This window comes from Neobacillus sp. 114 (assembly GCF_030127045.1).
Classification (GTDB): Bacteria; Bacillota; Bacilli; order Bacillales; family Cytobacillaceae; genus Neobacillus; species Neobacillus rhizophilus.
Map to the genome: position 1 here is coordinate 1,665,160 of NZ_CP126144.1, position 14,487 is coordinate 1,679,646.

Consider the following 14,487-nt stretch of genomic DNA (forward strand, 5'->3'; position numbering starts at 1 on the left):
GTTATTGGATCACCAAAAATAAGAGTACACTTTCGCAAATAAATTGACGTAAAATAACGATAGTGATATGATACAAATGAATTTGTTAGTTTGATAAACAAATTAAAATGAATGGTGGTTTACATCTCCTTTTTGAAATAATTTGAAAGGGATTACACTACGTAACAGATCTTGAAAAAAGGCCGTACATGTAAATTTTTCATAAGGAAACACTAAAGATATAGAGAAGGAGTGAAGAATTGTGGGTGTTATTCAAGACTTACTAAAAGATATACCAGTGCCGAAGATGGCAAAAGTGAAAGTGAATTTTAGCGACGAGAAAATTGATAATCTTGAACATGCGTTAATGGAAAAATTACAGCAAGAACATATAAGAAAAACAGTTAAGCCTGGAATGGAAATTGCCTTGGCCGTTGGCAGCAGGGGACTTGACCGACTTGTTGAACTAACGGAAGTGACCGTTAGATTCTTAAAGGAACTTGGGGCAAATCCTTTCATCGTGCCAAGTATGGGAAGCCATGGCGGTGCAACTGCTGAAGGACAGCGTGAAGTGTTAGCACATCTTGGCGTCACAGAAGAAAGTGTTGGCTGTGAAATCCGCTCCTCGATGGAAGTGGTTAAGATTGACGAACTGCCAAATGGTTTGCCAATTTATATTGATAAGTATGCTTCAGAAGCTGATGGAATTGTCGTCATCAACCGTGTGAAGCCTCATACTGCTTTTAGGGGCCCTGTTGAAAGCGGCATTATGAAAATGATCAGCATTGGTTTAGGAAAGCAAAGAGGTGCAGAGGCCTGCCATCAACTAGGCTTTAAGTATATGGCGGAAAATGTTCCGGCAATGGCCAAGGTCATAATGGCGAAAAAGCCAGTCCTGTTTGGTGTGGCGTCCGTTGAAAATGCTTTTGATAAAGTGGCAGCTGTGGACGTTCTTACACCTTCAGAAATTATCGAAAAGGAAGCCGACCTGCAGAAAAAAGCAAAAGAGCTATTGCCTAAGCTTTTCTTTGATCAATTGGATGTGCTAGTGATTGATGAGATTGGAAAAAATATCAGCGGTGATGGAATGGATCCGAACATAACCGGACGTTATCCAACTCCATATGCAACCGGAGGTCCGGATGTTAACAAAATGGTCGTGCTATCTGTTACTCCTGAATCCGAAGGAAATGCCAATGGGGTAGGTACCGCTGATTTTACAACTCAGCGCCTAGTAGACAATATGGACTTAGAAGGAACATATGCCAACGGCTTAACTTCAACGGTTGTGTCGCCTACAAAAATTGCCACTACGCTGCCAAATGATAAACAGGCGATTCAGGCTGCCGTTAAGACGTGTAATATTTTAGATTTTACCAAAGTGAAAATGGTGCGCATTAAAAATACATTGAAGATTAGTGAAATAGAAGTTTCTGAGGCATTGCTAGATTATATAGGCAATCATCCAAATATGGAGCAAGTTTCAGATTTATATGATATTAACTTTGATGAAAATGGAAATTTATTCTAGAAAAATCAGGGGGAGAACAATATGACAAACTTATTTGACCTAACCGGAAAAACAGCAGTAGCCGTGGGTGGAAATGGCGTATTAGGCTCAGCTATGGCCAAAGGATTAGCAGAGCATGGGGCAAAGGTTGCGATTGTCGGCCGCAATCTCGAAACGGCTGAAAAGGTTGTAAAGGAAATTGTCGAAGCGGGCGGGGAAGCGAAGGCTTTTCAAGCAGATGTCAGTTCCAAGGACTCTTTGCAGCAGGCAGCTAATGAAATCGAACAATGGGCAGGCGGCTGGGATATTCTTTTGAATGCACCAGGAACAAACAGTGCCACACCATTCTTTGAACTTGATATGGATGAGTACGACAAAATCATGGATATAAACTTAAAAGGTATTGTGATGACCTGCCAAATTTTTGCGAAGCGAATGATTGAGCAGGAGCGTAAGGGCAGCATTATTAATATTTCGTCTGTTTCATCGACAACTCCGCTTTCTCGCGTCTTTACGTATTCTGTATCAAAAGCCGGCCTTAATAGCGTGACACAATTTTTAGCGCGTGAATTTGCGCAAAATGGAATCCGTGTCAATGCGATCATCCCTGGGTTCTTCCCGGCTGAACAAAATCGCAAAATTTTGGACAAGGAGCGGATCGAGTCCATTATGCGTCATACGCCAATGAACCGCTTTGGTGAAGCGGAAGAGCTTCAAGGGGCAACTGTATGGCTTGCGTCTGAAAAAGCCTCCAGCTTTGTGACAGGTGCCATGATCCGTGTCGATGGCGGTTTCGGAGCGATGACCATTTAAACATAATGACAAGCAATTCCCTAATAAGATAACAATGATGAAGTATAAATAGATTGATTTTATTGAGGGGAGAGGGGACAATGCTTACCGAGAAATACAGTAAATTACAGTCTATTCTCCGAGAAATGGATTCAGTTGTCGTTGCCTTTTCAGGCGGTGTGGATAGTACGTTTCTGCTAAAGGCTGCAGTCGAGACATTAGGGCCTGAGAAGGTCCTGGCGGTTACAGCCGATTCAGAAACCTATCCATCCAGCGAGCTTCAAGAGGCGATTAAACTAGCGGAACAAATCGGCGTGAAACATCAGGTAATTGAAACTTCCGAGTTAGCGATTCCTGGTTATGCAGAAAACAGTAAAAACCGCTGCTATTTTTGCAAAAGCAGTTTGTTTGATCATTTAATCCCTGTCATGGAAGAAAAGGGCTTTAAAAATGCCATTTATGGTGTTATTGCCGATGATATGAATGAATTCCGTCCAGGCATGCAGGCAGCTAAAGAGAAGGGAATTCGCGGCCCGCTTCAGGAAGCGGACCTCTATAAGGAAGAAATCCGCGAGCTTTCCCGGGAGTTTGATTTGCCTACGTGGGATAAACCATCGTTCGCCTGTCTTTCTTCAAGGATTGCGTATGGTGAGTACATTACGAAAGAAAAGCTGACAAAGGTGGAAAAAGCAGAATACTATTTAAAATCCCTGCAAATCCGCCAAGTTCGCGTAAGAACTCACCAGGATATCGCCCGAATTGAGGTAGAACCTAAAGATATGGCGATCATTCTTGAAAATCATGATACCATTGTGCGTAATTTACAAGAGTTTGGCTATAAATATATAACACTTGATTTAATTGGCTATCAGAGCGGAAGTATGAATAAGGTTCTTTCCTAACAGCTTTTTAATTTGTTTTGCCTCCATAGAAAATTCACCAATAAAAAAGGTTTTGGATTTTTCCAAAGCCTTTTTTGTAGATTACTAGATTGACGGTTAATAAAAAAAGTGGATAGAGGTTAGCACAATGAAAAAAATCTTATTGGTTGACGATGAAAGGTGGGTTCGGACAGCCCTTAAGTGGACAATCAAAAAGTTGGCACTTCCCCTAGAAATTATTCATGAATGCGAGAATGGTTTAGAGGCACTGGACTGGATCAAGCAAAATGACGTTGACCTTGTCATCACAGATATCCAAATGCCGATAATGGACGGACTTTCGTTGGCGAATGAGCTATCAAAATTAAACAAGAAACAGGATTGTTTTATCATTAGTGTTCATCATGAGTTTCAATTAGCGCATCAGGCGTTGAGGAGCGGTGTGACGGATTATCTTATTAAACCGATTGAGGAAAATGAATTAAAAGAATGCCTGGAAAGATGGTTATTTAAACGAAATAAAGAAGAGGCATTCAGAAAAATTGCTCAAGTACAGGATGAGGCAATTCCATCATCTACCATTGAAAGGGTATTACAATATATAGAAAAAACCCCTTTAGATCAAATAACTCTAAAGGCTGCCGCAGAACATGTCCATATTAATCCCAGCTATTTAAGTCAATTATTCAAACAGCAGTTCAATAAAAAATTTGTTGGCTATATCACTGAGCTGCGAATTCAAGAGAGTAAAAGATTGCTTCAGAATACATCATTACGCATGTCAGAGATTGCGGAACGGGTCGGTTATTCAGATTTAGCTTATTTTAGTAATAATTTTAAAAGAATTACGGGTAGTTCTCCCTCTGAATTTAGAAAGTCAAGCGATTAACGGAATCTATTAAATGGCTCTTTTTTTTTATGCCTTAAAAAGATTAATAGGAATTTAGAAATAGGTAAGTTGACCTATTTTTCTAAATATTAAAAAAACACAAATATAGCAAAAAAAATCCTATACTACTATCATTCAATATCCTCTTAAAATTATAGTTGAAAGCGTTTACTAAAACCAATTAATAGGGGGAAGAAAAATGGCGTCAGTATCAAAACAAATAAGAAAAACGTCAAGACTGAGAAAAACACTTCTTACTGGTACACTTGCTTTATCTCTGTTAGCTCCAGTCATGGTCCCACAGGTAAGTGCAAATAGTAATGAAGACTTGGGGTACGTTGACCCAGCTTCACAAAATGCCGGAAACGGCGGGGCAGATACGGTTACATATCGTATTGCAGCCAACTCGGTTACCGGTCAACCAGAAATTGAGGCAGCAAAGAAAGGCGTTCTGACGGCGGATGGGAAGCAATTCAGAGATTTAGATGGTGACAGGAGTTTAGATCCTTATGAGGACTGGAGAAAACCTGTTAATGAGCGGGTAGCCGATCTGGTGTCAAAGATGACTTTGGCTGAAAAGGCGGGCATGATGTTAATTAACACGCACACTCCGATTGCCAACCCGGCTGATGGAAGATATGTAAGTGCAGATGACCCGATGATTGTTGGGAAAAATATGCGCCATGTCATCTTCCGGCAAACTCCGACCGTCGATGTGATAGCAAAATATACAAATCAGCTTCAGGAATTAGCAGAGGAATCGAGGTTGGGTATCCCAGTTGTTGTCACTTCAAACCCTCGTAACCATGCTTCCACAGATTACACTAATAATAGTGACGGTGCAGGTATGCACACCTTCTGGCCTGGGCCGCTAGGGTTTGCAGCAGCACGAGACGCAGAAGCAGTTAAGGAATTCGGACAAATTGCTGCAAAGGAATGGAGAGCGGCCGGCATTCGCAAGGTTTATGGTTATACAGCAGATGTCTCCACAGACCCATTATGGGCAAGAATCGAAGACACCTTTGGTGAGGACCCTACTCTAGCATCAGACATGGTATATAACGTCATAACCGGCTTCCAGGGCGAAAAGCTTGGCAGCGACAGTGTTTCGATTACGGTCAAGCACTTCCCAGGCGGAGGGGCACGTGATAATGGTTTGGACCCTCACTTTGTGGAAGGGAAATTCAATCCATATCCGACAGAAGGCAGCTTGTTAAAGTACCATATTCCTCCTTTCCAGGCAGCTATTAAAGCTAATGTTACGTCTGTCATGCCATATTACGCTTTTCCGAGTAACGAGTATAGCGCTGATCAAGGATTGCCATGGTATAAACCTGATCAGCAATTTGAAGAAGTCGGCTTTGCATTAAACAAAGGAATTTTGGATTTCTTGCGCAACGGCCTTGGTTTCAAAGGATATGTAAACTCTGATACTGGTGCTGTTGGTGGCAACGCTTGGGGTGCTGAAGATTTATCGCCGGAAGCGAAAGTAGCTAAGGCCATTCAAGCAGGAACAGATATCATTTCAGGATCATCCGACCCACAGGTTATTATCAATGCAGTAAAATCAGGGTTGCTGTCAGAATCAGAAGTTAACGAATCTGTCTCATTGCTGCTGACAGAAATGATGAATTTAGGTCTATTCGAAGATCCATATGTAAATCCACTGCAAGCTTTGGAAGTTGTCGCAGATCCTAAAGCAAAAGCACTTGCAGATGAAGCACACCTTAAATCAGTGGTTTTATTACGCAACGATAAAAATATCTTGCCGTTAAAAGATGCTAAGCTGCAAAAAGTGAAGCTTTATGTTGAAATGTTCGGCGGAGATGCAGCCGCTGCTACAGCCAATTTAAAACAGACTATTAAAAATCATGATGCCTCTATCACTATCGTGGATAATCTTTCGGAAGCAACACATGCGTTTGTTTGGGTGAAACCGGCACAATCCAACTGGGATAATAATCCACGAATCACAGTAGGTCCTGAAACAGGAGTCGCGAATGTAGATCGAATTGTTGAAATTCAAAAAACCGTTCCAACAATTACGGCAATCAACTTTATCAGCCCTTGGTTAATTAATCAAATTGAACCAAATGCGGCTGCTGTTTTAGCCACATACGGTACGAAGCCTGAAGCAGTAATAGATGTCATTCGCGGCGAATTTAACCCGATTGGAAAGCTGCCAATGGCCATCCCTGCTAGTGCTGAAGCTGTGGACAAGGAAGTTGGCGATGTCCCGAGCTTTGCACCTGAAGAAACCCCTAATTATTCTTATTTAAATAAAGCTGGTAACAAATACGAGTATGGATTTGGTCTTTCTTATAATCAAGGAAAAGCTGTTGGAAAACCAGACCATGCGGGGGAAATTGGCACACCTGCTCATGCCCAAAAAAAATAAAAAATAACATGTCAGGGCTGTCTCTACTGGGGACAGCCCTGACATGTTATTTTCATAAAATTGTTAGAAATGAAAAATAATTTAATGATAAACTATAATATGATATAGATAGTTTTATATATATTAGCAGGACAAAGAGGGCGGGATCAGAATTGAACAGACAATCCCTTGAACATGAAAATATCGAAAGTTTGAAAAAGAAAATTACTGATCTTGAAAAACGAGAAAAAGAGCTTTTAAAAAAACTCGATTATCATACATCCCTTCGTGCTATGGTTTTGGATGCCCTTCCTATTAATGTTTTTTTAGAGGAACCGGATGGGAAGACGATATTTGCTAATAAGCAGGCATGTCAAATGAATGGTATGAAATTAGAAGATCTCATCGGCAAAACGGTTTTTGATTTTTTTCCGAAACATATTGCGGAAATGAATCGGAAAATGGACCTTGAGGTTTGGCAAAAGCGTGACCTGATTACCTGTGAATTAAAGGCTGGATTCAAAGGTAAGGAACACCATATGTTTACCGGCAGAACCATAATTCACGTACCTGAATCTGGGGAGGAATATCTTCTCGGCTTTGGGTTGGATATTACCGAATTAAAATTGGCCCAGAAGCAGATTTCCCATATGGCTTATCATGATGCCTTAACCGGACTTCCCAACAGATGGTTTATAAAATCATACCTCGAGCAATATCAAGCGGAGCAAAGGAATCCAAACGAAATGCTCGGGCTGATTCTTTTGGACTTGGACCATTTCAAAATCATTAATGACAGTCTAGGCCATCAAGCAGGAGATGTGTTATTGCAATCCGTTGCTGATCGGCTTAAAACCGAGACTGGTACGGGAAATATTCTTGCTCGGTTTGGCGGAGATGAATTTATTATCCTTCTTCCACACTTAAATGGTGTGGAGGATGCTGTAGAAATTAGCCAATTGGTCCTAAATCTCATGGAGGAACCTTTTTGCGTTCATAGCCAGAATTTTAAAATTACCCCAAGTATCGGAATCAGCATACACCCATTTCATGGAGAAGATATTAATACATTAATAAAAAATGCCGACATCGCGATGTACCATTCGAAGGAAAAAGGGAGAAATCGCTATTCACTCTTTACCCCAAACATGAAGAAGCAGGCATTGACTGAAATGGAAAAAATAACGGCTGCCATTTGAATGGCAGCCGTTATTAATCATACCCATTTTAGTTCTAACAAAAATTGTTCCTTAAATAGCTGAATTAAAAACTCATTATAGTAGTCGTTTCTGACGATTATTTGATAGCGGTTGTTGGCATGAATATAAAAGTGAATGTCTGTCAGAACCTTATTATTGTCGAAATATTCACGGACCTTTTCAAGTCCTTTTTTCTGCTCCTTTGATAGAAGGGTGATGGAGAATTCATAATCATCTCCATTTTTCTTTTCCGTTAATTCAATCAGTTTCTCGTTCAATTTATACTTAACCTTCATCTAATCCCCTCCTAAATTAAATATCTCAAATAGATATAAACTGTACAAATCATAATTGAAAGAATCATTAATGGAAAGGCGATGAGCAAGAATTTACCGAATGAAATATGATGACCTTCCTTAGCTGCCAACCCAGCCACAATGACATTGGCGCTAGCACCAATCAAGGTCCCGTTTCCGCCGAGACATGCCCCTAGTGCCAGGCTCCACCAAAGCGGTTCAAGGTTTTGAATACCAAGGTCGCCCATATCTTTTATCATTGGAATCATCGTGGCAACAAACGGGATATTGTCTATAAATGCAGATGCAATCGCACTTACCCACAGAATTAAAAGCGAAGTGGAGGTAACGTTTCCACCAGTAAGATGAACAGCTTTGTCTGCCAATAAGGAAATGACGCCCGTCTCAACCAATCCGGATACAAGGACAAACAGTCCGATAAAGAAGAAAATGGTTGTCCATTCTACTTTTTCTAAAGCCTTATCCAAATACTTTTCGCCTGTTAATAAAAGCAGCAGGAAAGCTCCGGCTAAAGCAACAGTGGCTGATTCAATATGTAGTAATTGATGCAGGAAGAATCCTAATATCGTTAATCCGATGACAGTTAACGATTTTGTTAATAACACTTTATCGGTTATTTCCTCTTTTTCATCCAAATCCATTACATTAGCTTTTAGTTCAGTCGATGTTTTAAGTTGTTTTCGATATATGAAAGCCAAAATGGCAATATTCACAAAAAGGATAAGAAATGAAATAGCTGAAAGGTTATAAATGAATTCCATAAAGGTTAGTTCTTTAACAGCGCTTCCAAGCATGATATTCGGAGGATCACCAATCAGAGTAGCGGTTCCGCCAATATTTGACGCAAGAATTTGCGTTATTAAAAAGGGTATTGGATTCACCTGCAGTTGGCGAGTAATACTGAAGGTAACAGGGACCATCAACAGGACGGTGGTGACATTGTCCAAGAAAGCTGAAACTACTGCCGTTATGATCCCGAACATAATTAGCGTTTTTAAAGGATCAGCTCCAGCTTTTTTGGCGGACCATATAGCAAGATATTTGAACAAACCCGTTTCGGCTGTAATGGTAACGATAATCATCATACCGGTTAATAATCCAATGGTATTAAAATCAATATGATGAAGTGCTTCTTCTTGACCGACAATTCCCAGTACAACCATTAAAATTCCACCAATCATGGCGATAATGGTTCGGTGAATCTTTTCTGTGACGATAAAGGCATAGATGACGAGAAAAACGCCTAATGCTATGAGTGCTTGTGTTGACATGTTTCGACCTCTTCTCCCTAATTTCTGCTATAAGTGTGAATACAAAAAGGAGCCCGAAAATACGACAGACTCCTCTATAATTCACCGAATATTTCCTTATTTTATTTTATAAAAGTCTGCATAGGTTGTAAAGTGTCTAAACAAATAGATGTTGTCCAAGCTTTCGTCTGTAGCCGCACATTCCTCCAATGGAAATGGACAGCCAGAGCAAGAAAGCCGGACAACAATTATTATTTTAATCATATCCATCTGCAAAACAATGGATAATTTGTGAATAAAAAGATAACATTTTAAGACCTAGTGGCCTAATTTATTTATAGTTTTAACCATTTCCTTATGCTCTGGCATTAATAATTTATACAGCTGAGTATCTGTTTGGACAAGCGGCTTGCCTTTTTCGTCCGCAATTGGCCTGACCTGGGATATGCCATTTACGACCTTCCATTTGCCGGCCACTTTTTTTATATTTAAATCAATAATCCCCAGATGACTTCCAAAGGCTCCTGCCATGACTATCGGTTTTCCATTTATTCGTCCGGTTTTCATATCCGTGTTGGCAATCTTTTGATAGGAAGGCCCGGGAAACACGCTGTGGGAATGCCCTGAAAGGATAGCGTCAATCCCAGGGATTTTTGTTAAATAGTAAACCGCATCTTCCGTATCGGGATGGTATGGTTCGTCGGTGATTCCCGTATGGGCTAGGGCTATTACAACATCTGCACCTTCCGCCTTCATGATAGGGACATATTCCTTTGCGGTTTCCACAATCGGCCGCGGGAAAACTCTGCCTTCAAGGTTTGACTTATCCCACTTCATAATCTGTGTTGGCATAAAGCTAATCACACCAATATTCAGGTCATGTTTCTTCCCATCTTGGTCCTCCAGCTTTCGTTTTAAAATGACGTAGGGTTTAAAATATGGGGTGTTTGTTTTTATAGAAATAACATTGGCGTTAATGGCAGGCATTTCGGCCCCTTTTAAAGCAGTATTTAAAAATTTTAATCCATAATTAAATTCGTGATTGCCGATTGCGATGGCATCATACTTTAAATGATTGAAGGCCCGGTAAACGGGGTGGATCTTGCCTTTGTTGATTCCTTTAATTCTGGCCAGATATTCGCCAAGGGGATTCCCCTTTAAGTGATCGCCACCATCAAATAATAGTGAATTCTTCACTTCGTTTCGTGCCTGGCGAATGAGAGAAGCAGTTTGAACCAGGCCGATTCGATTATTTTCCCTTGATAGATAGTAATCATAGTTGATTAAATCTGCATGCAAATCGGTCGTTTCAAGCAATCTTAAGTCAATCGACGTGCTTTTCTGTGCCGTTGCTTTTGCAACCGGATGCGTTGCGGAAGGCTGCAACATGAATACAAGGGCAAGCAAAAATAGAAAGGAAGTTTTTTTAAACAATAGAGGGACCTCCTTTGGTCTTAAAAGTATAGGTCCAAATAGTATTTGTTTTTTTAAAACAATTATTAATTAAAATTGGACGGACATTCCTCTTAATGTATGAGTCTGCTTTCTTTTGCTTTTTTTTGCATGGTGCCGCCGTATTTTTCAATGGGCCCTTTTAAAACTAAACCAAAGATCAAAGTGATCACGGTGATCATCGAAAGGATGGTAAGGTCATGTTTGGCAACATCCCACTCGATTCCTCCGACGGCTTCCCGCATCAGGCTGATGGCATAGGTAAAGGGTAAAAAGGGATGAAGCTTTTGAAAGAATGACGGCATCACCTGAACAGGAAAAGTGCCCCCAGCACCGGAAATTTGCAGGACAAGAAAAACTATGGCCAACCCTTTTCCAACATTTCCGAAAATGGATACCAGTGTATAGGTAATCAGCATAAAGATAGCACTAATCAGTAATCCAAATAAGATAAACCAGGTCTTATCAACTACATAGGTCTTCAACAGCAGAATATCACCCGCGGTTACGATGAGAGCTTGGCATAGCGCGACGGTCAAAAAGGTTAAAAAGCGGCCTAAATAGACATGATTCGGATGATACGTACCTGGCAAATCATGCACTTCGACAGGGATTAATGAAATAAGCAGAGTCGCACCTACCCATAAAGCAAGTGTGGTAAAAAAGGGAGACATGGCCGATCCGTAATTCGGAATCGGAAATAGCCTTTTTTCCTTTAATAGAACAGGCTCGGCAAAAAAGTCACTTTCCTTTTTGACATCGTTACGCAGCAAATCAATAATGTCACGGATATCCTCCGTTTTTTCAAATTCACGGATTTGATTGGCTAGATTTGTGATTTTTTGCTTTACAGCAGGGAAATCCCTTTTTATTAGGGCCAAATCCCGTTTCCCGATGGCAATTCCGGCTGCGGCATCCTGAAGGATTTTTTTAATTTGTAAAAGTGTTTGGTCAGCGTTTGCAAAAAATTCATTTGCCTTGACGGGAACTTGTTTGGCGGCATCACTGATTTGCGCAAACTTCGGTTCGATTTTGCTGTCATATTGATTCACAAGCTGTCCTAAACCTGATGACAGATCCGAAGCAATTTGGTTAGTCCGCACCAGCAGGTCCTGTGAGGGTGTTCCAAGGCTTTGAATCGTTTTTAAATTATTTAATAGTCTTTCGGCGGAGTCTTTTTGCTTATTTAGTTGTGCTATTTCACCCGTAAAGAGTGGTGCAGTCCCTAAGCCATTTACTTGATTTAATAGGTTGATTAAAAGTGTTTCCGCATGGATTAATGCGGTAAGGCGGGTGATTCCATCATTTAGTGCACTCTGCTTTTCCTCTGTATTGGCGGTATTTGATAATAAAATTCCCGTGACTTGTTCCACATCTGCTGCTGTTTGCTCCATAAAGATTAGATTTTGCTTAACGGCGGGTGCGAGATTTTCGAATGTTTCTTTATTACTGTCAAAAAACGTTGTTAGTTGTTCGGATAGCTCTTGGGCGTGGCCCAATATGGAGTCTACTTCATTGATTTTTACTTGTAAGTCTGCCACGATTTTTTCCGCCTGGTCTGCGTCTTGATTCGAGGTATTAATGATATTTTCGGCCTCCGTCAAATGATCGTTTAACCAAAAAATCATGGTTTTCAGTTTCTCAATATCAGGCAGGTTTTTTTGCAGTTCAATGCCAAGCTGATTAAAAATATCAAAAATAACGCCATTGGCTGTCTTCACAAAGTTTTTGCTGATTTGCTCTTTGATGCCTGTGGCTCCTTTAGCTGTGATTTTTGGGGCAATAGCATTAATTTTTTCATTTACAACATAGATGAGTACCGGCTTTTGCGGGTTATCGCTGAGGACAGTTCCAATTTTTTTAGAGAAATCCTTCGGAATCGTAATGCTCGCGAAATAATCTCCGTGTTTCACGCCTTGGTCCGCTTTTTTAGCATCAACAAAATCCCAGCCAAGCGATTTATTTTGTTTAAGAGATTTCACAACCTCTTCGCCGATGTTGATCTTTTTCCCTCTTAGGACGGTGCCGTTATCCTCATTGATAACGGCAATTGGAATTCCGCCCGTATTGCCGTATGGATCCCATGACGCTATTATATTAAACCAGGCATAAAGAGACGGTAGAAACATCAGTGCGATAATCACGAGGGCTGCAGCCCAATTCGTCATGACACTTTTTATATCATCTTGAAAAATTTTCAAAATCTTATTCATATCAGCCAATCACCTAACATTGATGTTTAATAATTAATAGTATTTGTCATATTTACCTGTTGATACCCTAGATTTAAAAAGCAAATGCTAGGGATACTGGTCAGAAATTTGTCAAAAACATATGAACAAATAGTGAATAATACTATCTTCATAATAAAAAAGAAGATAAATTTTTTATAATGATGGTAGTTAAATCAGGGAGGTAATTTGACATGAATATAACTACTATTATTGAATTAGAGAATCAAGAAGTTGAAACGATCGCCGGTGCAAAATTAGTGTTCGCCCAGGAACAAATTGAGGAAAATATCATCGAGACCTGTGTGGAATGTTTTCAAGAGGATGATTCCGAGGATCGGATTTCAACGGAAGAAGCTATGGAAAGAGTGTTTGCCAAATTGCAGGAAGATGGAATTATTCCCGAAAATGTCGAGGAGTTTTCCTTTGAACTGCCATCCTGTGAGAGATTAAAAAGCAAAGCTGATAATATGGCCGACATTCCGCAAAAAGTTATTCTATCATTTGTGTCATAAAGAAGTTCCTTGGAGCTTCTTTTTTCCATTCTGAGTTGTAAGTAAGTGTGACATAAGTCGAAGCCAGAAGCTTCCATGTGCATTATAATGGAATTGGTAAACCTTGGAGATTGGTTCAGATAACTCATTTGTAAACGCTTACAAACGTTAGGGGGCGGCTGTTAATTTGAAGGCGAATGGCAAGATTACCATTTTATCAGGGCATTTTGGCAGCGGAAAAACCGAGATTGCCATCAATTTGGCTTTATCAGAACGGACGAAACATGATAAAGTTGCCATCAATGATTTGGATATTATCAACCCTTACTATCGTTCCCGGGATGCTGCCTCAGTTTTCAGGGAGCATGATGTAGAATTAATCGCCCCACAAAACCGCTTGGCTTCAGCGGATTTGCCAATCGTATCAGGGGAGATTTACCGGGTGCTCCATGACTCCAGGTATCGCTTAATCGTCGATGCCGGTGGGGACAAGGACGGGGCGACAGCGCTTGGGCAATATTATCACGAATGGAAAGATATGCAGCCAGAACTATGGTTTGTCTTGAATGCGAACAGGCCTTTTGTCAGTACATTAGAGGGGGCGGCATACACGATTGGCAAGATTGAAAACGCCTCCCGCTTGAAGGTGACCGGCATCATTAATAATACCAACATCGGTCTTGAAACCACCATGGAAGATGTTTGGCGGGGCCATGAGTTAAGTAGTCTATTGGCGGAAAAGCTGAATATCACATTTTTATTTACAACGATAGCCAATCATCTACAAAAAGATGCCTGCAATTTTGCTTACAGATATGAAGCGTTTTTTATTAAGCGGTATATGAAGTTACCTTGGGAAGGGTGAGTTCTATGGAAAAACGAGTTGTTTTTAATGAAGCCAGTTGTAAATCGTGCAGCCTTTGTGTGCAGGTTTGTCCCACCAATGTTATTTGTCTCGCAGACTATTTAAACGGTAATGGATACCGGCCTGCCGCAGTTGTTGATCAGGAGAACTGCATTAGCTGTGCCAAGTGCGCCCAGGTTTGTCCGGATACGGTCATCTTAGTGTATAGGCCAGTCAAGGTATTACAAACGGTGTGATAGGGGGCGTTAGTT

13 protein-coding genes are annotated in these 14,487 nt (G+C 40.6%); 9 read left to right on the plus strand and 4 right to left on the minus strand.

What is annotated here, in order from left to right:
* Positions 1-241 precede the first annotated feature (241 nt).
* The 6 genes from QNN06_RS08240 to QNN06_RS08265 all read left to right on the plus strand — a co-directional run bounded on the left by QNN06_RS08240 (position 242) and on the right by QNN06_RS08265 (position 7,627).
* A complete protein-coding gene (locus QNN06_RS08240; protein WP_213116770.1) occupies positions 242-1,510 on the plus strand; it encodes a nickel pincer cofactor-dependent isomerase, group 22 in 1,269 nt (422 codons plus the stop codon).
* A gap of 21 nt (positions 1,511-1,531) precedes the next feature.
* A complete protein-coding gene (locus QNN06_RS08245) occupies positions 1,532-2,302 on the plus strand; it encodes an SDR family oxidoreductase (RefSeq protein WP_213116769.1) in 771 nt (256 codons plus the stop codon).
* An 80-nt stretch (positions 2,303-2,382) separates the two neighbouring features.
* Positions 2,383-3,183, plus strand: a complete 801-nt coding sequence (gene larE, locus QNN06_RS08250; protein ID WP_213116768.1) for an ATP-dependent sacrificial sulfur transferase LarE — start codon at positions 2,383-2,385, stop codon at positions 3,181-3,183.
* Between the two features lie 127 nt (positions 3,184-3,310).
* Entirely contained in the window at positions 3,311-4,051 is a 741-nt protein-coding gene (locus tag QNN06_RS08255; RefSeq protein ID WP_213116767.1) for a response regulator transcription factor, read from the plus strand.
* 199 nt (positions 4,052-4,250) lie between these two features.
* Complete coding sequence (locus tag QNN06_RS08260; protein ID WP_213116766.1) at positions 4,251-6,449, plus strand: glycoside hydrolase family 3 protein; 2,199 nt, start codon at positions 4,251-4,253, stop codon at positions 6,447-6,449.
* A 152-nt stretch (positions 6,450-6,601) separates the two neighbouring features.
* Complete coding sequence (locus tag QNN06_RS08265; RefSeq protein WP_284037395.1) at positions 6,602-7,627, plus strand: diguanylate cyclase domain-containing protein; 1,026 nt, start codon at positions 6,602-6,604, stop codon at positions 7,625-7,627.
* Between the two features lie 17 nt (positions 7,628-7,644).
* Here QNN06_RS08265 and QNN06_RS08270 read toward each other — a convergent pair whose 3' ends face one another.
* From QNN06_RS08270 to QNN06_RS08285, 4 genes are all read right to left on the minus strand, one after another.
* Entirely contained in the window at positions 7,645-7,923 is a 279-nt protein-coding gene (locus QNN06_RS08270) for a hypothetical protein (protein ID WP_213116764.1), read from the minus strand.
* 11 nt (positions 7,924-7,934) lie between these two features.
* Complete coding sequence (locus QNN06_RS08275; protein ID WP_213116763.1) at positions 7,935-9,215, minus strand: ArsB/NhaD family transporter; 1,281 nt, start codon at positions 9,213-9,215, stop codon at positions 7,935-7,937.
* Between the two features lie 297 nt (positions 9,216-9,512).
* Positions 9,513-10,628, minus strand: coding sequence for a metallophosphoesterase (locus QNN06_RS08280; RefSeq protein WP_213116762.1), 1,116 nt, complete (start codon positions 10,626-10,628; stop codon positions 9,513-9,515).
* A gap of 92 nt (positions 10,629-10,720) precedes the next feature.
* A complete protein-coding gene (locus QNN06_RS08285) occupies positions 10,721-12,859 on the minus strand; it encodes a YhgE/Pip family protein (RefSeq protein ID WP_284037396.1) in 2,139 nt (712 codons plus the stop codon).
* Between the two features lie 212 nt (positions 12,860-13,071).
* Between QNN06_RS08285 and QNN06_RS08290 the strand changes: the two genes are divergently transcribed.
* The 3 genes from QNN06_RS08290 to QNN06_RS08300 all read left to right on the plus strand — a co-directional run bounded on the left by QNN06_RS08290 (position 13,072) and on the right by QNN06_RS08300 (position 14,472).
* The gene (locus QNN06_RS08290; protein ID WP_213116760.1) at positions 13,072-13,392 is read left to right on the plus strand and encodes a hypothetical protein; all 321 of its coding nucleotides are present in this window, start codon (positions 13,072-13,074) and stop codon (positions 13,390-13,392) included.
* A gap of 166 nt (positions 13,393-13,558) precedes the next feature.
* The gene (locus tag QNN06_RS08295) at positions 13,559-14,236 is read left to right on the plus strand and encodes a CpaE/TadZ family protein (protein WP_284037397.1); all 678 of its coding nucleotides are present in this window, start codon (positions 13,559-13,561) and stop codon (positions 14,234-14,236) included.
* Positions 14,237-14,241: 5 nt separating this feature from the next.
* Positions 14,242-14,472, plus strand: coding sequence for a 4Fe-4S dicluster domain-containing protein (locus tag QNN06_RS08300; RefSeq protein WP_284037398.1), 231 nt, complete (start codon positions 14,242-14,244; stop codon positions 14,470-14,472).
* Positions 14,473-14,487 lie beyond the last annotated feature (15 nt).

Excerpts from the sequence above, each read along its gene's own strand:
- larE (WP_213116768.1), top strand. The coding sequence starts at position 2,383 with ATGCTTACCGAGAAATACAGTAAATTACAGTCTATTCTCCGAGAAATG.
- QNN06_RS08245 (WP_213116769.1), top strand. The coding sequence starts at position 1,532 with ATGACAAACTTATTTGACCTAACCGGAAAAACAGCAGTAGCCGTGGGT.
- QNN06_RS08290 (WP_213116760.1), top strand. The coding sequence starts at position 13,072 with ATGAATATAACTACTATTATTGAATTAGAGAATCAAGAAGTTGAAACG.
- QNN06_RS08270 (WP_213116764.1), bottom strand. The coding sequence starts at position 7,923 with ATGAAGGTTAAGTATAAATTGAACGAGAAACTGATTGAATTAACGGAA.
- QNN06_RS08300 (WP_284037398.1), top strand. The coding sequence starts at position 14,242 with ATGGAAAAACGAGTTGTTTTTAATGAAGCCAGTTGTAAATCGTGCAGC.
- QNN06_RS08275 (WP_213116763.1), bottom strand. The coding sequence starts at position 9,215 with ATGTCAACACAAGCACTCATAGCATTAGGCGTTTTTCTCGTCATCTAT.
- QNN06_RS08255 (WP_213116767.1), top strand. The coding sequence starts at position 3,311 with ATGAAAAAAATCTTATTGGTTGACGATGAAAGGTGGGTTCGGACAGCC.
- QNN06_RS08260 (WP_213116766.1), top strand. The coding sequence starts at position 4,251 with ATGGCGTCAGTATCAAAACAAATAAGAAAAACGTCAAGACTGAGAAAA.
- QNN06_RS08285 (WP_284037396.1), bottom strand. The coding sequence starts at position 12,859 with ATGAATAAGATTTTGAAAATTTTTCAAGATGATATAAAAAGTGTCATG.